This window comes from Blastococcus sp. SYSU D00813, from assembly GCF_054050735.1.
This window is the reverse complement of sequence record NZ_JBJGZX010000007.1, coordinates 102,421-120,058: the sequence shown is the minus strand read 5'-3', so window position 1 is coordinate 120,058 and position 17,638 is coordinate 102,421. Positions and strand designations below refer to the sequence as shown.

Annotated in this window: 14 protein-coding genes; 7 read left to right on the top strand and 7 right to left on the bottom strand. The window is 74.8% G+C overall.

Going from position 1 to position 17,638, the window contains the following annotated elements; genetic code table 11:
• The first annotated feature begins 48 nt into the window (after nucleotides 1–48).
• On the top strand, nucleotides 49–645 hold the full coding sequence (locus ACI8AX_RS07270; RefSeq protein ID WP_456549120.1) for a TetR/AcrR family transcriptional regulator: 597 nt from the start codon (nucleotides 49–51) through the stop codon (nucleotides 643–645).
• A gap of 58 nt (nucleotides 646–703) precedes the next feature.
• Here the strand turns inward: ACI8AX_RS07270 and ACI8AX_RS07265 are convergent, their stop codons facing one another.
• The gene (locus ACI8AX_RS07265; protein ID WP_456549119.1) at nucleotides 704–1,390 is read right to left on the bottom strand and encodes a hypothetical protein; all 687 of its coding nucleotides are present in this window, start codon (nucleotides 1,388–1,390) and stop codon (nucleotides 704–706) included.
• 187 nt (nucleotides 1,391–1,577) lie between these two features.
• Nucleotides 1,578–2,165 (bottom strand): helix-turn-helix domain-containing protein, encoded by a 588-nt coding sequence (locus tag ACI8AX_RS07260; RefSeq protein WP_456549118.1) that lies wholly within the window; start codon nucleotides 2,163–2,165, stop codon nucleotides 1,578–1,580.
• A 107-nt stretch (nucleotides 2,166–2,272) separates the two neighbouring features.
• Here ACI8AX_RS07260 and ACI8AX_RS07255 point away from each other — a divergent pair, with 107 nt between their 5' ends.
• Together ACI8AX_RS07255 and ACI8AX_RS07250 are read left to right on the top strand one after the other, a co-directional pair.
• Nucleotides 2,273–3,268, top strand: a complete 996-nt coding sequence (locus tag ACI8AX_RS07255; protein WP_456549117.1) for an NAD(P)/FAD-dependent oxidoreductase — start codon at nucleotides 2,273–2,275, stop codon at nucleotides 3,266–3,268.
• Nucleotides 3,269–3,342: 74 nt separating this feature from the next.
• Entirely contained in the window at nucleotides 3,343–3,603 is a 261-nt protein-coding gene (locus ACI8AX_RS07250; protein ID WP_456549116.1) for a hypothetical protein, read from the top strand.
• Between the two features lie 24 nt (nucleotides 3,604–3,627).
• Here ACI8AX_RS07250 and ACI8AX_RS07245 read toward each other — a convergent pair whose 3' ends face one another.
• The 5 genes from ACI8AX_RS07245 to ACI8AX_RS07225 all read right to left on the bottom strand — a co-directional run bounded on the left by ACI8AX_RS07245 (nucleotide 3,628) and on the right by ACI8AX_RS07225 (nucleotide 10,039).
• Nucleotides 3,628–4,272, bottom strand: coding sequence for a GNAT family N-acetyltransferase (locus ACI8AX_RS07245; protein WP_456549115.1), 645 nt, complete (start codon nucleotides 4,270–4,272; stop codon nucleotides 3,628–3,630).
• Nucleotides 4,269–7,499, bottom strand: a complete 3,231-nt coding sequence (locus ACI8AX_RS07240) for a heavy metal translocating P-type ATPase (protein ID WP_456549114.1) — start codon at nucleotides 7,497–7,499, stop codon at nucleotides 4,269–4,271. The genes ACI8AX_RS07245 and ACI8AX_RS07240 overlap by 4 nt, the downstream gene beginning before the upstream one ends.
• Nucleotides 7,500–7,587: 88 nt before the next feature.
• Nucleotides 7,588–8,088, bottom strand: coding sequence for an N-acetyltransferase family protein (locus ACI8AX_RS07235; RefSeq protein ID WP_456549113.1), 501 nt, complete (start codon nucleotides 8,086–8,088; stop codon nucleotides 7,588–7,590).
• Nucleotides 8,089–8,188: 100 nt separating this feature from the next.
• A complete protein-coding gene (locus tag ACI8AX_RS07230; RefSeq protein WP_456549112.1) occupies nucleotides 8,189–8,422 on the bottom strand; it encodes a heavy-metal-associated domain-containing protein in 234 nt (77 codons plus the stop codon).
• A 108-nt stretch (nucleotides 8,423–8,530) separates the two neighbouring features.
• On the bottom strand, nucleotides 8,531–10,039 hold the full coding sequence (locus tag ACI8AX_RS07225) for an MFS transporter (protein ID WP_456549111.1): 1,509 nt from the start codon (nucleotides 10,037–10,039) through the stop codon (nucleotides 8,531–8,533).
• 125 nt (nucleotides 10,040–10,164) lie between these two features.
• On the opposite strand from ACI8AX_RS07225, the gene ACI8AX_RS07220 reads away from it, so the two are divergent.
• The 4 genes from ACI8AX_RS07220 (at nucleotide 10,165) to ACI8AX_RS07205 (ending at nucleotide 17,612) form a co-directional block, all read left to right on the top strand.
• Entirely contained in the window at nucleotides 10,165–12,879 is a 2,715-nt protein-coding gene (locus tag ACI8AX_RS07220) for an AAA family ATPase (RefSeq protein WP_456549110.1), read from the top strand.
• 114 nt (nucleotides 12,880–12,993) lie between these two features.
• Complete coding sequence (locus ACI8AX_RS07215; protein WP_456549109.1) at nucleotides 12,994–14,118, top strand: flavin-containing monooxygenase; 1,125 nt, start codon at nucleotides 12,994–12,996, stop codon at nucleotides 14,116–14,118.
• A 139-nt stretch (nucleotides 14,119–14,257) separates the two neighbouring features.
• Nucleotides 14,258–15,067 (top strand): ABC transporter ATP-binding protein, encoded by an 810-nt coding sequence (locus ACI8AX_RS07210; protein ID WP_456549108.1) that lies wholly within the window; start codon nucleotides 14,258–14,260, stop codon nucleotides 15,065–15,067.
• A 1-nt stretch (nucleotide 15,068) separates the two neighbouring features.
• Nucleotides 15,069–17,612 carry an ABC transporter permease gene (locus ACI8AX_RS07205; RefSeq protein WP_456549107.1) on the top strand — a complete coding sequence of 848 codons (2,544 nt, stop codon included), beginning with the start codon at nucleotides 15,069–15,071 and terminating at the stop codon, nucleotides 17,610–17,612.
• Nucleotides 17,613–17,638: the final 26 nt, after the last annotated feature.

The window sequence follows — 17,638 nt, the reverse complement described above, 5'->3', positions numbered from 1 at the left end:
CCTCGTACGGTTCCGCTACTGCGGGTTGCGGCTGAGGGGATGACCGGAGTGAGCTCACCATCGGGCCGGGGGCGCCCACGGGATCCCGCGCTCGACGACCGGATCCTCGAACAGGTCCTCGTCCTGCTCGGCTCCCACGGCTACGCCGGGCTGACCCTCGACGAGCTGGCCGCCCGCAGCGGCGTCGCCAAGACCACGATCCTGCGCCGATGGCCGTCGAAGGCCGCAGTCGCTGCGGCAGGAGTGCAGCGGCTGGCCCTGCAGACCGTCGACGTGCCCGATTCGGGCACTCTCGGCGGCGACCTGCGGGCGCTGCTGCACGGCGCCGTGGACTCCTTCGTGCGCGGGCGGGGGCAGTTCGTCCCCCGGCTGCTCCGCGAGACGGGGCACCACCCGGAGATCGCCGACCTGTTGCACACCGTCATCAACACCCGGCGGCAGGCCTATCGGAGGGTGCTCGCGCTGGCGGTCGCACGTGGGGAGCTGCATCCGACGGTGGACCAGGAACTGATGATCGACCTGCTCATCGGGCCGGTCTGGACCCGACTGCTGATCACGCGGGAGCCCATCACCGGTGCCTACGTCGACGCCAACGTCGAGGCCGTGCTGGCCGCCTTCTCCGCGGGCCCGGCAACCAGCGGCTGAGGTACCTGGGCCCCACGGACCCGCGCCGGCGGTGCCGGTCCGCTCCGCCCCGGGAGGTTCACCGGGTCGCTGGCTGCGCCGTCGGTACCGTCGTCGGCACGTCCACGGCGCTGGTCTGCCGTCGCTGATCGCGCCACAACGAGATGCCCAAGCCGACGAGCGCGACGCCGGTGGGTACCGCGAACGGACGGTTGAAGGACTCCGGCAGCACCGACAGCGCGAGCGCAGAGATGGTGCCGTAGGCGAACAGCGCGGACGTCCATCGGGGCAGCACGCCGGCACGGAACAGCGCGATGCCGAAGAGCAGGCCGCCGAGCGAGAAGCCGATGCCGGAGACGAGCAGCAGGTCCTGCATGTGGCCGATGTCCCCGGTCGGGCTACCACCGACGGCCGCATCGAGGACGTCCTGGACGTAGCCGGGGTCCGAGCGCGCCACCGTCGGGAGGACGTAGGCGACGATGCACTGGACAGCGAACAGCGCGAGGTAGCCGACGGTCAGCAGCAGGTAGCCGGCCAGCCCGAGGATGCCGAAGCGGCGGTGGTGACGGAGGAACATCCCGGCGAAGCCGACCAGCGCCAGAACGGCCATGAGTGCCTTCGCGGTCTCCCGGACCAGCATCTCGGTCGTTCCGATGTTCGCGAGGTCCACCGGCGGGTGGTCGATCTGGACGCCGATGAAGATGGCGCCGGCGGCTGCTGCGCAGAGGCCGGCGGCTCCGATGAGGCGATGCGTGGCGATGGGCATGTCGGATTCCTGGGCGTCAGGGCCGGGCGGGATGTCCGGTGATGTCGCGACGCTAGGAACCAACATGGTGACCGCACATCACCATGTGATGTGACCTGGATGGTGATCCGGTGGCGCCCCCGGTTCCCGGTGGCGCCACCGGCACATGGCGAGGAGCGGCATCCCCTCATGACGTAGTCGGCGCGGGTCAGCCGTCGCCTCGTCGACGGGGTGCGGCGCGCACGTGGATCCGCTCCCCCTGCTGCCCCAGCAGGCTGAGGACCTCCACCGGCTGGTCCCCGGCGGGTCCGAACCAGTGCGGCACCCGGGTGTCGAACTCGGCCGCCTCACCGGGGGCCAGGGTGATGTCGTCGTCGGCCAGGATCAGCCGCACCCGGCCGGCCAGGACGTACAGCCACTCGTAGCCCTCGTGGCTGCGGAGCTCGGGCTCCCCGGGGTCGGGCGGGATGACCGTCTTCCACGCCTGGATCCCGCCGGGCCGCCGGGTGAGCGGGACGACGGTACGGCCGTTGCGGCGCCGAGGGGTCAGCCGCACGCGGGGGTCTCCGAGCTCGGGAGCCCCGACCAGCTCGTCCAGCGGGATCCGGTGGACCGCGGCGATCGGCAGCAGCAGCTCGAGGCTGGGCTTGCGCTGCCCCGACTCCAGGCGGGACAGGGTGCTCTTCGAGATGCCGGTCGCCGCGGCCAGCTCGGTCAGGGTGACCTGGCGCTGCGTCCTCGCTCGTCGAAGCCGGGGACCGACCTCTGCCAGAGCGGCCGCGATCGACGCTTCCATAGGCGTCCCGTGCACGCGGCCCACCCCACCAGTCGTTCCCGGAAACGGCAACGAACGTTGTCTCGCTCACGGCCTCCGGCGAACTCTCTGCGGCGGAGGTGATCGCCATGGAGGCGAAGGTCTATGACGTGGTGGTGGTCGGCGGCGGAGCCGCCGGCCTGAGCGCGGCACTCGTGCTCGGCCGTGCGCGGCGGCAGGTGGCGGTGGTCGACGCCGGAGCGCCCCGCAACGCGCCGGCGGCGCACATGCAGGGGTTCCTGTCCCGCGATGGGATGCCGCCGGCCGGGCTGCTGGCCGCCGGGCGGGCCGAGGTGTCCGGCTACGGCGTCGAGCTGGTCGAGGGCCGGGTGGTCGGCATCGACGCCGGCTTCTTCGTCCGGCTGGCCGGCGGCCGTGTGCTCCGGGCTCGTCGGATCCTGCTCGCGACCGGGGTCCGCGACGAGCTGCCGGACATCCCCGGAGCCCGCGAGCGATGGGGCCGGGACCTGCTGCACTGCCCGTACTGCCACGGCTGGGAGGTCCGCGACCAGCCGATCGGCGTCCTGGGCACGCAGCCCGGCGCGGTCGAGCACGCGCTGCTGGTCCGGCAGTGGTCCGACGACGTGGTCTTCTTCGCCCACACCAGCGCACTGACCGCCGGTGAACGCGACCGGCTCCGGGCCCGTGGCATCCAGGTCGTGTACGGAGAGGTGACCCGACTCGTCGTCGAGTCCGACCGGCTGACCGGGATCGAGCTGGCCGGCGGTCGGGTCATCGCCCGGACCGCGGTCTTCATCCGGCCGCGCAACGTCCCGCAGGCCGATGGCCTGCCCAGCGCGCTCGGGTGCGACACCGACGAGAGCGGCAACGTCGTCGTCGATGCCACGGGACGGACCAGCGTCTTCGGCGTCTGGGCCGCCGGCAACCTCGTCGACCCGCGCGCCCAGGTCATCGCCTCTGCCGGCGCCGGCAACGCAGCCGCGATCGCCCTCAACGCCGACCTGGTGCAGGAGGACGTCGAGCGAGCAGCCGACGGCCACCTCGTCGTCCGCGACGTGTTCTCCACGGCGACCGAAGCACGCGTCTCCGCCGCCGTCCCCAGCCACCGCCGGCACGGGTTCTGAGCCGCCCGGCCGCACAGCGTCATCACACCCTCCGCGCCGCCGAAGGCGCGGTCATGACAGAGGAGGAACACGACATGACCACCGACCCGACACCCCGAACCACGACGCACATTCCGCCGCCGTCGAAGCACCAGTTGACGCTGATGATCTGGCTGGCGGTGCTGCCGACGCTCACCGTCCTGAACCTGGGCCTGAGCGGCCTGCTCTCGGGCACCTCGGTCGTCCTGCGCACGTTCGTCATCGCGACACTCGCGGTACCGATCGTCATGTACGGGCTCATGCCGCGACTGCACCGCCTCCGCATGCGGCTGCTGGCGACGCGGGCCGCCGCATGACGGAGCCCTGACCCGACGTGCCCGTCACAGCGGAGCCGCAGCAGCCACGTGTGGATCCCGGCGCATCAACCAGGTCCGCGGACCGCCCCCGGGCAGGTCCACGACTCCCGTCTCCTCGAAACCGAGCTGTCGGTAGAGGCGCCGGTTGCGGGCGGCGCTGGTCTCCAGGTGCACCGGGAGACGGTCACGGTCCGCCCGGGCCAGGCCGGCCGCGAGCAACCGCGCACCGAGCCCCCTCCCCTGGTGTGCCCGCGCCACCCCGACGCTGGCCAGGAGGACGTGCTCGCCGGACGCCCGGTGGGGCGCCAGTGCCGCGTCGGCGGCGGCCGCGGCCGGCGCCCGGCTTCCGGCCAGGGCGGCGGCCGCCGGACCGACGGACGCCCACACCTCCTCGGGCACCGCCGAGGAGCCGAGCCAGACGGCCACTGCCACCGGCCCCTCCCCCGTCACGCCGAGGTCCACGTGCCCGTGGGGCAGCGCGACGGCCTGCAGGTAGAGGCGGTGCAGCTCGCCCAGCCGTCGACGGTGGTCGTCCGCGTCGACGGTCCACCGGGTCCAGGCGTAGCCCGTGAAGGCGTCGGCGAGGACGTCGACGGCGGCCGGGACGTCGTCGGGAGTCGCGCGGCGGACGCGCAACGTCGTCTCCGCTCCCGGGCGCACGGGCCTCACCGGGCCCGCACCGTGAACGGCACCGTGATCACCGAGCCGTCGGCGAGCCGGAACTGTCCCCACAGCCGATAGGTGCCGGCGGTCGGGAACTCCGCGTGCACGTCGAGCTCGGGCCCGAACTCCCGGCCGGGCACCGCGAAGACCGGCCGACCGGCGTCGTCGGTGACCTCGGCGTGCTCGTGGGCGAAGGTCTGCCCGTCGGCCCGCATGACGACCACGTGGCCGGCGGCGGCCAGGTAGGGCTGCAGGTCGTCGACCGGCCGCCCGGTGACGGCGTCGGTGAAGGAGAAGTCCAGGTCGCTGCGTCCGCCGGCCTCGGCCCGGCCCTCCAGCTCCACGCGGACGCCGTCCAGGACCACCGTGCGCGGCCCCTCGGTCAGGACCACGGGCGCGGGCGCCTCCCCGTGCACGGTGACGACCTGCCGCTGGTGGACGTCGCCCATCTCGCCCTGCCGGCGGAACTCGGTGTTGACGACGTAGCGGCCCGCGGTCGGGAAGGTGAGGTCGACGGCGAGCTGACCCGGCCGGCCGGTGGGCTGCGGGTGCACGTGGGCGAAGGTGCCGAGGTCCTCGCGGGTGGCGATGAGGTGCATCCACGCCTCGTGGCTGCGGACGACGTCCTCGATCGGCTCACCGGAGTCGGCGTCGACGACGGTGACGACGATTCGCGTCGGCTCCCCGGGGCGGGCCTGCGCGGGCACGTCGAGGCGGACGTCGACCCCGGCGTCGGCTGCGTCGACCGGAGGCACCTCGGCGGTCATCATCACGCTCATCGCCGGGCGCATCGGCATGCCGGTCCCCTGCATCCACGCCAGCGTGCCGTTCATGCCCCGCTCGGCGAAGTCCATCCGGCTGACCGCGGTGAGCCCCGCGCCCAGGGCGAGGGCCACCACCGCGACGGCGGTGAGGTGGGCGTACTGGCCGATCCGCGCGCGCAGCGGCGGGTGCAGGATCTCGGCCACCGTGGCGGGGCGCCGGAAGCGGCGCAGCCGCAGGGCGTTGGTGAGCACGCTGACCGAGCTCATCGCCATGGCCGCGCTGGCCAGCACCGGGTCCAGCAGCAGCCCGTCCCACCAGTACAGGGCGCCGGCGGCGACGGGGATCAGCAGCAGGTTGTAGCCGAAGGCCCAGGCCAGCCCCTGCTTCATGGTGGTCACGGTGCGCCGGGAGAGCGCGATGGCCGAGACGATGCCGCGCAGGTCGCCGCCGACGAGCGTGATGTCGGAGGCGGCGATGGCGACGTCGGCGCCGGTGCCGACGGCGATGCCGACGTCGGCGGCCGAGAGGGCGGCGGCGTCGTTGATGCCGTCGCCGGCCATGGCGACCACGTGGCCCTGTTCCTGGAGCTCGCGGATCTTCGCCGCCTTGTCGGCGGGCAGCACCTCGGCGAGGACGTGCTCGATGCCCACCTGGGTGGCGATCGCGTGGGCCGTGGCGGCGTTGTCGCCGGTGAGCATCCACACCTCGACGCCCAGTGCCTGCAGCTGCGCGACGGCCTCGGCGGATTCGGACCGGACGGTGTCGGCGACGGCGAGGACGGCGGCCGGCCGGCCGTCGACGGCGACGAACATGGCGGTGCGGCCCGCGGCGGCCTCGACGTCCGCCGTACCGGCGAGGACGGCCACGTCGACGCCGCGGGCGGTCATCAGCGCCCGGTTGCCGACGAGCACGTGCCGGTCGCCGACGGCGGCGTCGACGCCGTGGCCCGGCACGGCGTCGAAGGCCTGCAGCGCGGGCAGCGCGAGCCCCCGCTCGGCGGCGGCCGCGACGATCGCCTCGGCGACGGGGTGCTCGCTGCCCGTCTCCGCCGCGGCCACGAGGGCCAGGACGTCGTCCTCCGCCCAGCCGGGCGCGGGCGTGATCGACGTCAGTGCGGGCCGGCCGCGGGTGAGGGTGCCGGTCTTGTCCAGCACGACGGCGGTGACCCGGCGGGCGGTCTCCAGCGCGTCCCCGTTGCCGACCAGGATCCCGAGCTCGGCGGCCCGGCCGGTGCCGACCATCACCGCGGTCGGCGTGGCCAGACCCAGCGCGCACGGGCAGGCGATGATCAGCACGGCGATGGTGGTGCCGATCGCCATGGTCATCCGGCCGGTGTCGGGGCCGAGCAGCGCCCACGCGGCGAAGGTGGCCACGGCCATGACCAGCACGGCGGGCACGAACCAGGCCGAGACCCGGTCGGCCAGCCGCTGCATCGGCACCTTGGCGCCCTGTGCGTCCTCGACGAGCCGGACGATCTGCGCCAGCGCGGTGTCCGCGCCGACCGCGGTCGCGCGGAGGACGACGGAGCCGGTCCGGTTGAGGGTGGCGCCGATGACGGTGTCCCCCACCGTCTTGTCCACCGGCAGGCTCTCGCCGGTCAGCATGCTCTCGTCGACGGCGGTCGCCCCGTCGGTGACCACGCCGTCCACCGGCACCTTCTCCCCGGGCCGCACCCGGACCAGGTCGCCGACGACGACGTCCTCGACCGGCACGTCGACCTCCGCGCCGCCGCGCACCACGCGGGCCGTCTTCGGCGCCAGCCCCACCAGGGCGGTGATGGCCGCCGCGGTCCGCTTCTTCGCCCGGCCCTCCATCCACCGGCCGGCGAGCACCAGCGCGAGGATCACCAGCGACGTCTCGAAGTAGATGTGCAGCGGCAGGCCCCAGCGCTCGGCGGCGGCCGGCCACAGGGTGACGAAGGCGCTGTAGGCGTAGGCGACCCCGGTGCCGAGGGCGACGAGGGTGTTCATGTTCGTCGAGCGGTGCCGGGCCGCGGTCCAGGCGGCGGCGTAGATCTCGCGGCCGGCCCAGAACTGGACGACGGTGGCGACGACGAGGATCGCCGGCATCAGCCAGTCCATGGTGTCGATGTAGAGCGGCACGTACATCAGGCCCATCAGGCCCAGCCCGACGGCGAGGGTGACCTGCCACTTCCGCTTCAGGACGGCGAGCTCGACGTCCCGCTCGTCCTGGCCCTCGTCCTCGGCCGGGGACGGGGTCGGCTCCTGCGCCGCCCGCCGCGGCGTCGCGCGGTAGCCGGCGCGGGTCACCGCGGCGGTCAGCTCCTCGAGGCCGACCCGGTCGGGCTCGAAGCGGACGGTCGCCACCTCGGTTGCCAGGTTCACCTCGGCGGCGGTCACGCCGTCGAGCCGGTTCAGGGCCTTCTCGACCCGGCCGACGCAGGAGGCGCAGGTCATCCCGCCGATCTCCAGCGTGCACGCGGCGGTGGGCGGTGCGGTCGTCGTCATGGCAACTCTCCTGTCGGTGCGGCGGGAGCGGGCTCGGGTCGAGCCTCTGCGCGGGGACGGGTCGGTCGGACCGGCGGGATCGCCGGGTTCAGCCGCACGCGGCGGCGGCGTAGGCGGCCGGGGTCCAGGCGGCCAGCACCTTGGGCCGCAGGGTGGCGCCGAGGCGGCGGTAGAAGCGCTGCGCGCCGGCGTTGTCGGGCTCCATGCCCCAGCGGATGAGCAGCTGCTCGGGTGCGGCCAGGGCGGCGAGGGCGCCCATCAGCCTCCGGCCGACCCCGGCGTCGCGGCAGCCGGGGCGCACGTAGAGGTCGTCGAGGGCGAGGACGTCGCCGCCGGTCCACAGGTGCAGCTGCCGGACGGCGGACACGTAGCCGACCGGAGCGCCGTCCCGCTCGGCCAGCAGGACGATGACGTCGGGGCGGGCGAGCAGCGTGCGCCACTGCGCCACGTCGACGTGCACGTGCGCGGACTGGTCCTCGTGCGCGGCGATCTCGCCGACCATCGCGGCGACGTCGTCGGCGTCCCGCGGGTCGGCGCGGCGGACGCTGAGCTGTGAGCTCTCGGTGGCCGGTTCGATGGTGGTTGTCACGGTGGGTGCCTCTCGTCTCCGGCCCGCTGCGCGCGGACCGGGGGTGGGGTTCGGCCGGGCGGGAGCCGCGCCGGAGCGGGCTCCCGCCGGGGGTGGGTGGTCAGGACCGGAGGGTGTAGCCGGCCTCGTCGACGGCGGCGGCGATGTCGGCGCGGTCGACGGGTCGGTCGGCGGTGACGGTGACGGTGCCGCTGGCCAGGTCGACGGTGACGGTGTCGACTCCGTCGACGGCGGCGATCTCCTCGGTGACGGCCCGCTGGCAGTGCGCGCAGGTCATGCCGGTGACGGAGAAGGTGGTCGAGCCGATGAAAGTGCGGGGCGTGGCGGACAGCATGGGAACTCCTCGGGTTGCTGGTGGGGTGGGGCAGGGACGAGCGTCGACGCGGAGCGGGATGCCTCTCACCGGCGGAATCGCCGGGATCCGCACCGGGGTCGAGCCGGGTCAGTGGCCGTGGCCGTGGCCGTGGCCGTGGCCGGTGGTGCCTGCCACGGGCTTGCCGCCGGGGACGGCGAGCAAGGTGAGGACGAACAGGGCGGCGAGGACGCCGGCGGTGGCGGTGAAGGCGCGCGCGTAGCCGTCGATCAGTCCGGTGGAGGTGGCCAGGTCGCCGGCGACGGCGGTGAGGGCGGCGACGCCGAGGGCTGCGCCGATCTCGTGGCCGGTCATCATGAGCCCGGAGGCGAGGCCGGACTTCTCGGACGGCACGTCCCCCATCGCGGCGACCGAGATCGCCACGAACATGGGCCCTACTCCGGCGCCGACGAGCAGGAACCCGGGCAGGACGTCGGCGGCGTAGGACGTACCGCCGGCGTTCGCAGCGAGCAGCAGCACGCCGGCGGTCATGATCGGCAGGCCGAGCAGGATCAGCGCGCGGGCGCCGACGTGCCCGATGGCGTGGGACGCGACCCCTGCGGCCACGGTGATGGCGGCGGCCAGCGGCAGGAACTGCAGCCCGGTGACGACCGGGGAGGCGCCGACGACGGCCTGCAGGTACAGCGAGCTGAGGAAGATGGCGCCGACGACGACACCGGTGACGCCGGTCATGACCGCCGAGGCGGACACGAGCGAGCGGATCCGCCAGGTGGCGGGTGGGACGAGGGGGTCGGCGGCGCGGCGCTCGAGCCGGGCGAAGGTGCTGAGCAGCACGGCGGCGATGGCGAGGGCGAGCCAGGTGCGGGGTGCGGTCCAGCCGGCCGAGCGGGTGGCCTCGATACCGAACACCAGCGCCAGCAGCCCGCTGACCAGCGTGAGAGCACCGGGGACGTCGAGGCGTCGGAGTCCGCTGCGCCGGCCGCTTCCACCAGGCACGGCGCGCAGGGTGCCGAGGACGACGGCTACCCCGATCGGGACGTTGATGAAGAAGACCGCCCGCCAGTCCAGCGCGCTGGTCAGCACGCCGCCGAAGAGGACGCCGGCCGCGATGCCGAGGCTGCCGACGGTCCCCCACACGGCCAGGGCGGTCTGCCGCTGCCGGCCGGCGTAGGCGGTCATGATGATCGAGAGCGCAGCCGGGGTGAGCAGTGCAGCGCCCGCACCCTGGCCGGCCCGGGCCAGGATCAGCATCAGCGGGGTCTGTGCCAGCCCGCTGACCAGCGAGGCGACGGTGAACAGGCCGATGCCGGCCAGGAAGGCCCGCCGCCGGTCCAGCAGATCGGCGATCCGCCCCCCGAGCAGCAGCAGCCCGCCGGAGAGCAGCACGTAGGCCGAGACCGCCCACTGGTAGTCCCCGGCGGACAGGTGCAGTCCCTCGCTGATGGACGGCAGCGCGACGTTCACCACCGACACGTCCAGGATGACCATGAACTGGGCGGCGATCATCAACGCGAAGACCGTCCACGGCCGGCGGGGGCCGTCCGCGGCGGCCTCTGGCCCCGCGATCGGCTGCAGCCCGTGCCGGTGGTGGGCGGAGTGCTGCTGCGCCACTGGTTCGGTGGCGGTGTGGGGTGACATGGCTCCTCCAGTGGGGACGTCGAGATGTGGCCCCACGCTCGCTGTCGCAGCGATCGCTCACGCCGGGGAAACCGCCGGGTCTCCTCGTCCCCGACCTGTCCTCGGCGGCCGATACGGTTCCGGCCGTGTTGGCTGGTCGGGATGCCGAGCGCGCGGCGATCGCCGCCCTGCTCGAGGCCGCCCGCACCGGGTCGGGCGGGGCGCTGGTCGTGCGCGGCGTGGCCGGATCAGGGAAGTCGACGTTGCTGGCCGACGCCGTCTCCGGCACGGACAGCATGCGCGTGCTGCGCACCTCCGGGGTGGAGTCGGAGTCCCCGCTGGCCTTCGCCGCCCTGCAGCGCCTGCTGTGGCCGCTGCGCTCCCGGATCGACTTCCTGCCGGCCCCGCAGCGGGCGGCGCTGCGCGCGGCGATGGGCGAGGCCGAGGGTGAGGGCGACCGGTTCCTGGCGTTCCTCGGCACCCTGAGCCTGCTCGCCGACGCGGCCGAACAGGCCCCGGTGCTCGCCGTCGTGGACGACGCGCAGTGGCTCGACGATGCATCAGCGGCCGCGTTGCTGTTCGCTGCCCGCCGGGTGCAGGCCGAGCCGGTGGCGCTGCTGTTCGCCGCGCGCGACGGCGACGCCCGCCGCTTCGACGCACCCGACCTACCCGCACTGGCCCTCGACGGAGTCGCCGGCGAGGACGCCGGCGCGCTGTTGGCGGCCCGCGCCGGGGGCGAGGTCGACCCGGCGGTCCGCGACCGGCTCGTCGCTGCCACGGGCGGCAACCCCCTCGCCCTCGGCGAGCTGGCCGGCGCCCTCACGAGCGACCAGCTGACCGGCCGTGCGCCGTTGCCCGCGCAGCTCCCGCTGACCGGCGGGGTCGAGCGCGCGTTCCTCGACCGGTACCGCCGGCTGTCCGAGCCTGCGCAGCGGCTGCTGCTCACCGCCGCGGCCGACGACACCGCGCGGCTGACCGTCATCCGCGATGCCGCCGAACGGCTCGGAGCGGACGACGCGGCCCTCGACGAGGCCGAGCGCACCGGGCTCCTCCGGGTCGATGCGGACACCGTCGTCCTCTTCCACCCCCTCGTGCGGTCCGGCGTCTACCGCGCGGCCACGAGCGCGCAGCGCCGCGCTGCCCACCGGGCGCTCGCCGAGGCCCTGGGCGCGGACGCCGACCGCCGGGCGTGGCACCTGGCCGCGGCCGCCGACCGGCCCGACGACGAGGTCGTCGCCGCGCTGGACGGCGTCGCCGAGCGCGCCGCTGCCCGCGGCGGGCACGAGGCGGCCGCCGCCGCCTGGGCCCGGGCCGCGGAACTCACCGGCGGCGGCGAGGCCCGGGGACGGCGGCTGTACCGGGCCGCGTCCTCGGCCTGGCTCGGTGCACACCCGGCGCAGGCGGCGGCGCTGGCCCGCTCCGCCGCGGCCGACGTCACTGAGCCGCTGCTGCAGGCCCAGCTGCTGACCCTGCAGGGGCAGATCGAGTGGAACACCCGCTCGCTGGACGACGGCTACGACCTGGTCCTGCAGGCCGCCCAGGCCGCGGCTCGGGTGGACGAGGCCGTGGCCGGACAGCTGGCGATGCTCGCCGCGGCCCTGGCGGCCTTCGGCGCCCGTTCACCCCGCACGGTCGACCTGGCCGGGCTGGTCCCCCCTGCAGCGCCCGACGCGTCGCCTCGCACCCGGGCCGCGGCGGCGCTGCTCACCGGGTTCCTCGCCGTCGGCCGCGCGGACTGGGCGACCGCGGACGAGAGCTTCCGGCGGGCCTTCGCCCTGACCGACGACGATCCGGTGGACGACCACGTCCTCCAGCCCAACCTCGGCGTCGCGGCGATGCTGATCGACGACGACGAGCGCGGGTTGCGGCTGCACGGGGAGCAACTGACGGCCGCCCGCCGTGCCGGCGCGCTCGCCATGGTGGAGCACGCGCTGACCCGGGGCGCCCAGTTCCAGATCGCGACCGGCGCGTGGGCGGCGGCAGCGGCCGCGGCCGCGGCCGCGCTGCCGCTGGCCGCCAGCACCGGGCACCCCGGGATGACGGCCCTGCCCACCGCCGAGTCCGCGCTGGTGGCCGCCCTCCGCGGGGACGCCGCCGCAGCCGACGGGCTCGCGACCGAGGCGACGGCGATCCGTCAGGCCCACCCCGTGGGACTGGTGGACGTCATCGTGGTCGACCTCCTCCACTGGACACGGGGACTCCGGTCCGGCAGCGCACCCACGGCGCTGCACCACCTCGAGCAGATCTCGCTGCCGGGACTGCGCCGCATGGCCGGTCTGGATCGTCTCGAGGCGGCCGTCCGGGCCGGCCGGGACGACCTGGCCCGCGCCTGGCTCGCCGAACTGGAGGCGTTCGCCGCCGGCACCGGCGCCCCGTCCGCGGTCGCCGTCGTCGAGCACGGCCGCGCCCTGCTCGCGGAGGGCGCCGCGGCCGAGGAGCACTACCTGCGCGCTCTGGCGGCGCACGAGCGGTCGCTGCGCCGGCCCGACCGGGCCCGGACCCACCTGGCCCTCGGCGAGCACCTGCGCCGGGTGCGCCGCCGGGTCGACGCGCGTGAGCACCTGCGCACCGCGCTGGCCCTCTTCGAGGACCTGGGCGCTGTCCCGGGCGCCGAGCGGGCGGCGCAGGAACTGCGCGCCTCGGGCGAGACCGCCCGCCGCCGCGACGTGTCCACCGCCACCGACCTCACCCCGCAGGAGCGCCAGGTCGCCGCGCTGGTCCGGCAGGGCCTGTCGAACCGGGACGCCGCCGCGCAGCTGTTCGTCAGCCCCCGCACGGTCGATTTCCACCTGCGCAACGTGTTCAGCAAGCTCGGCGTCTCCTCCCGGGCCGAGCTCATCGCCCTGCCGCTCGACGTCTGAGGCCGGGTCGTCCGGGGCCCGGCCCGGCGACGGACCCGGCGGTTTCCCCGGCGAGAGGCGTGCTGTCGCGCCCCTAGCGTCCCGGGCACCGTCCGCACCCACGAAGGAGAGACCGTGTCCCGCTCATCCCGCGCCGTCGGCCCCGGGCAGCACGACGTCGTCGTGGTCGGTGCCGGCCAGGCCGGCCTCGCCCTCGGCCACCACCTGGCCGCCCGCGGCGCCGACTTCCTGCTCCTCGACGCCGGACCCGAGGTCGGGCACTCCTGGCGCGACCGCTGGGACTCGCTGCGCCTGTTCAGCCCCGCCCAGTACGACTCGCTGCCGGGGATGCCGTTCCCCGCACCGGCCGACACCCACCCGACCAAGGACGACGTCGCCGATTACCTCGCCGCCTACGCCGCCCGCTTCGACCTGCCGATCCGGTTCTCCGCACCGGTGACGCGGCTGCACCGCGAGCCCGACGGCTCCTTCGCGGCGACGACCCCCTCCGGCACCGTCCGCGCCCGCCAGGTCGTGGTCGCCACCGGCCCGTTCCAGACACCGCACGTCCCGGCCGTCGCCGCGCAGGTGGACGCCTCGGTGCAGCAGCTGCACAGCGCCGGGTACCGGAACCCCGCCCAGCTCCCGGGCAGCGGCCGCGTCCTCGTCGTCGGTGCCGCCAACTCCGGCCTCCAGATCGCCGCCGAGCTGGCCACCACCCAGCCGGTCACCGTCGCCGTCGGCTCCACCCCCCTCCAGCTGCCCCAGCGCATCGCCGGCCGCGACCTGTTCACCTGGCTCACCCGCGCCGGCTTCTTCACCGTGCCGGCGGACTCGCGCCTGGCCCGCCGGCTGCGCGCCCGCGGTGACCTGGTGATCGGCAGCCGGCGCGGCGACCTGCGCCGCCGCGGCATCGACCTCCGGCCGCGGCTGACCGGCTTCACCGGCCGCACCGCGCGGTTCGCCGACGGCAGCACCGCCGACGTCGACGCCGTGGTCTGGGCCACCGGCTACCGCGCCGACCACTCGTGGCTGCACGTCCCCGGGGTCGTCGTCGACGGGCAGGTCCGCCACACCGCCGGCGTGACCGACGTGCCGGGGCTGTACTTCCTCGGGCTCCCCTGGCAGACCTGCCGCGGCTCCGCGCTGCTCGGCTTCGTCGGCGCCGACGCCGCCACCCTGGCCGACCGCATGGCCACCGACGCCCGCCGGCAGGCCCCCGGGTCGGCACGGCCGCAGGCGACCGCCGCCCGGCCGTGACCCGGCCCCGCGCCGGCCGCGTCAGCCGGTCGCCCCTTCGACGCGGAACGGTTCCGAAAGTCCCTACCGGCCGCCGCCCCGCCTCCCTAGCGTCCGCCGGGCGGCCGCCGCTCATCCCGCCTCGAACCAAGGAGACACCGTGATCCCCCATCCCCGCACCGACGTGGTCCCCTCCATCCCGGCGGCGGCCCGCGGCCGTGGCGTCACGAAGGTCTACGGCGAGGGCGACACCCGCGTCGTCGCCCTCGCCGGCATCGACGTCGACTTCACCCGCGGCCGCTTCACCGCGATCATGGGCCCGTCCGGGTCCGGCAAGTCGACGCTGATGCACTGCATGGCCGGCCTCGACTCGGTCACCTCGGGCCAGACCCACATCGGCGACACCGAGCTCAGCACGCTCGACGACAAGCAGCTGACCGCGCTCCGGCGGGACAAGGTCGGCTTCGTCTTCCAGGCGTTCAACCTGCTGCCGACGCTGACCGCGCTGGAGAACATCACGCTACCGATGGACATCGCCGGCCGCCGCCCCGACCGCGAGTGGCTGGACCTGGTCATCGACACCGTCGGGCTGCGGCCCCGGCTCGCCCACCGGCCCAGCGAGCTCTCCGGCGGCCAGCAGCAGCGGGTGGCCTGCGCCCGGGCGCTGGCCGGCCGGCCCGACATCGTCTTCGCCGACGAGCCGACGGGGAACCTCGACTCGCGCAGCGGCGCCGACATCCTGGACTTCCTCCGCCGCTCCGTGCGCGAGATGGGCCAGACGATCGTCATGGTCACCCACGACCCCACCGCCGCCGGCTACGCCGACCGGGTCCTGTTCCTCGCCGACGGGCGGATCGTCGACGAGATGCTCGAGCCGACCGCCGACCGGGTCCTCGAGCGGATGAAGGCCTTCGACCGCGACGCCGTCCCGGCAGTGCCTGTCGCGGACGAGACGACGGGGGCGCGCTGACATGTGGCGCACCACCTACCGGAACCTGATGGCGCACAAGCTGCGCCTGGCGATGTCCGGGCTCGCGATCGTCCTGGGCGTCGCCTTCGTCGCCGGGACGCTGATCTTCACCGACACCCTGAGCAGGACCTTCAACGACCTGTTCCGCAGCACCTCGGCCGACGTCAACGTCGAGCGCGCCGCCGCGTTCGACCAGGGGCTCACCGGCACCGGCGCCGGCGGCACGGCCTCCTACGTGCCGGCCGAGCTGGTCGAGGAGATCGCCGACGTCGACGGCGTCGCGGCGGTCGAGGGCTACGTCCAGGCCGAGGGCGTCTACATCCTGGAACGGGACGGCGACGTCCTGGACACCGGCGGGGCACCGGGCCTCGGCGTCAGCTGGGTCACCGAGCAGTCCGTCTCCCCCAGCACCCTGGTCGACGGGCGGGCGGCGACGGCACCCGGCGAGGTCATGATCGACACCAACGCCGTCGAGGAGACCGGGTACCGGGTGGGCGACACCATCACCCTGCTCACCCCCGGTCCGCGGATCGAGGCCGAGCTGGTGGGCACCTTCCGGTTCGGCGACGAGGGCGGCCTGGCCGGGGCGACGCTGACGGCCTTCGACGCGACCACGGCGCAGGAGCTGCTGACCGCCCCCGGCCAGTTCACCGGGATCAGCGTCGCTGCTGCCGACGGCGTCGACGACGCCGAGCTCGCCGAGCGGGTGGCGGCGGCGGTCGGTGCGGACTACGAGGTCAGGACGGCGGCCGAGCAGGCCGACAGCCTCGCCACGGACTTCTCCGAGGGGCTCGCGTTCTTCAACGTCTTCCTGCTGGTGTTCGCCGGCGTCGCGCTGTTCGTCGGCACGTTCATCATCCTCAACACCTTCTCGATGCTGGTCGCCCAGCGCACCCGCGAACTGGCGCTGCTGCGCGCGCTGGGCGCCAGCCGCGCGCAGGTGACCCGCTCGGTGTTGGGGGAGGCGCTGGTGCTGGGCGTGCTCGGCTCGACCGTCGGGCTCGCCGCCGGCTACGGGATCGCCGCCGGGCTGCGAGCGCTGTTCGGCTCCTTCGGGCTGACGCTCGACGGGGACCTCGTGTTCGCCGCCGACACCGTCGTGTGGTCCTACGTGATCGGCATCGTCGTCACCGTGCTCGCCGCCTACCTCCCGGCGCGCCGCGCGGCGAGGACGCCGCCCGTGGCCGCCATGCGCGACGACGTGGTCGCCGTGGAGCGGGGCCTGCGCCGACGCACCGTGGTGGGCGCCGTGCTGGCCGCCGTCGGCGTCCTCGCGCTGGTCGGCGGGACCCTGACCGACGACGGCAGCAACGCCGCGTCGCTGGTCGGCGCGGGGGCGCTCGCGCTGGTCCTGGGCGCCACGGCGCTGAGCCCGGTGCTGGCGCGCCCGTTCCTGCGCGTCGTCGGCGCGGTCCTCCCGCGCTTCTTCGGGACGACGGGCCGCCTGGCCCAGGAGAACGCCGTCCGCAACCCCCGCCGGACGGCGGCCACCGCGTCGGCCCTCATGATCGGTCTCGCGCTGGTCAGCGCCTTCAGCGTCATCGGGGCCTCGACGAACGAGAGCATCGACCGGCTGGTGGCCGGCACCGTCCGCGCCGACTTCGTCGTCTCCAGTTCCGTCGGCGCCCCGTTCAGCCCGGAGGTCGAGCAGGAACTCGCCGGGATCGACGGGGTCGACGCGGTCATGCCCCTGCGCTGGGGCCAGGTCCAGCTGGACGGCGAGACGGCGCTGTTGAACGCCGTCGACCCGGCGGGCCTGGACCGCAGCGTCGAGCTGACCTTCACGAGCGGTTCGTCCGAGGGCCTCGCCGGCAACGGCCTGCTGGTCGACGAGCAGACCGCCGAGGACCGCGGGTGGGCCGTGGGCGACACCGTGCGAGCGGTCTCCGTCGACGGCGGGGAGCAGGAGCTCGTCGTGGGCGGCGTCTACGAGCAGAACCAGGTCGTGGGGTCGACCGTCGTCTCCCTCGACACGCTCGCCGGCGCCGGCGGGGTGGCGCTGGACCGGTTCCTGTTCGTCGACCTCGCCGAGGGCGTGGCGCCGGGCGACGTCCGGCCCGCGCTGGAGGAGACGCTGGCCGCCTACCCGATCGTCGACCTCAAGGACCGGGGCGAGTTCTCCGACGAGCAGAAGGGCCAGGTCGACCAGATCCTCCTGCTGGTCAACGCGATGCTGGTGCTGTCGGTGGTCATCGCCGCCCTGGGCATCGTCAACACCCTGGCCATGTCGGTCATCGAACGCACCCGGGAGATCGGTCTGCTGCGCGCCGTCGGCCTCGGCCGCGCGCAACTGCGCCGGATGGTCCGCCTCGAGGCCGTCGTCATCTCCGTCTACGGCGCGGTGCTCGGCATCGTCCTCGGCGTCCTCTTCGGGATCGCGCTCAGCCGGGCGCTGGCCGACCAGGGCATCAGCGAGCTCGTCGTCCCGGTGCCGCGCATGGCGGTCTTCCTCCTCGTCGCCGCGGTCATCGGGGTGCTGGCCGCCGTCGGACCCGCTCGGCGGGCGGCGCGGCTGAAGATCCTCGACGCGATCGCGAGCACCTGACCGACGGTGTGGGGCCCGGGAGCGGC

Bases quoted from the DNA above. Each gene is read 5' to 3' on its own strand.
- ACI8AX_RS07255 (WP_456549117.1), top strand. From the start codon at position 2,273: ATGGAGGCGAAGGTCTATGACGTGGTGGTGGTCGGCGGCGGAGCCGCC.
- ACI8AX_RS07250 (WP_456549116.1), top strand. From the start codon at position 3,343: ATGACCACCGACCCGACACCCCGAACCACGACGCACATTCCGCCGCCG.
- ACI8AX_RS07205 (WP_456549107.1), top strand. From the start codon at position 15,069: ATGTGGCGCACCACCTACCGGAACCTGATGGCGCACAAGCTGCGCCTG.
- ACI8AX_RS07260 (WP_456549118.1), bottom strand. From the start codon at position 2,165: ATGGAAGCGTCGATCGCGGCCGCTCTGGCAGAGGTCGGTCCCCGGCTT.
- ACI8AX_RS07225 (WP_456549111.1), bottom strand. From the start codon at position 10,039: ATGTCACCCCACACCGCCACCGAACCAGTGGCGCAGCAGCACTCCGCC.
- ACI8AX_RS07265 (WP_456549119.1), bottom strand. From the start codon at position 1,390: ATGCCCATCGCCACGCATCGCCTCATCGGAGCCGCCGGCCTCTGCGCA.
- ACI8AX_RS07230 (WP_456549112.1), bottom strand. From the start codon at position 8,422: ATGCTGTCCGCCACGCCCCGCACTTTCATCGGCTCGACCACCTTCTCC.
- ACI8AX_RS07240 (WP_456549114.1), bottom strand. From the start codon at position 7,499: ATGACGACGACCGCACCGCCCACCGCCGCGTGCACGCTGGAGATCGGC.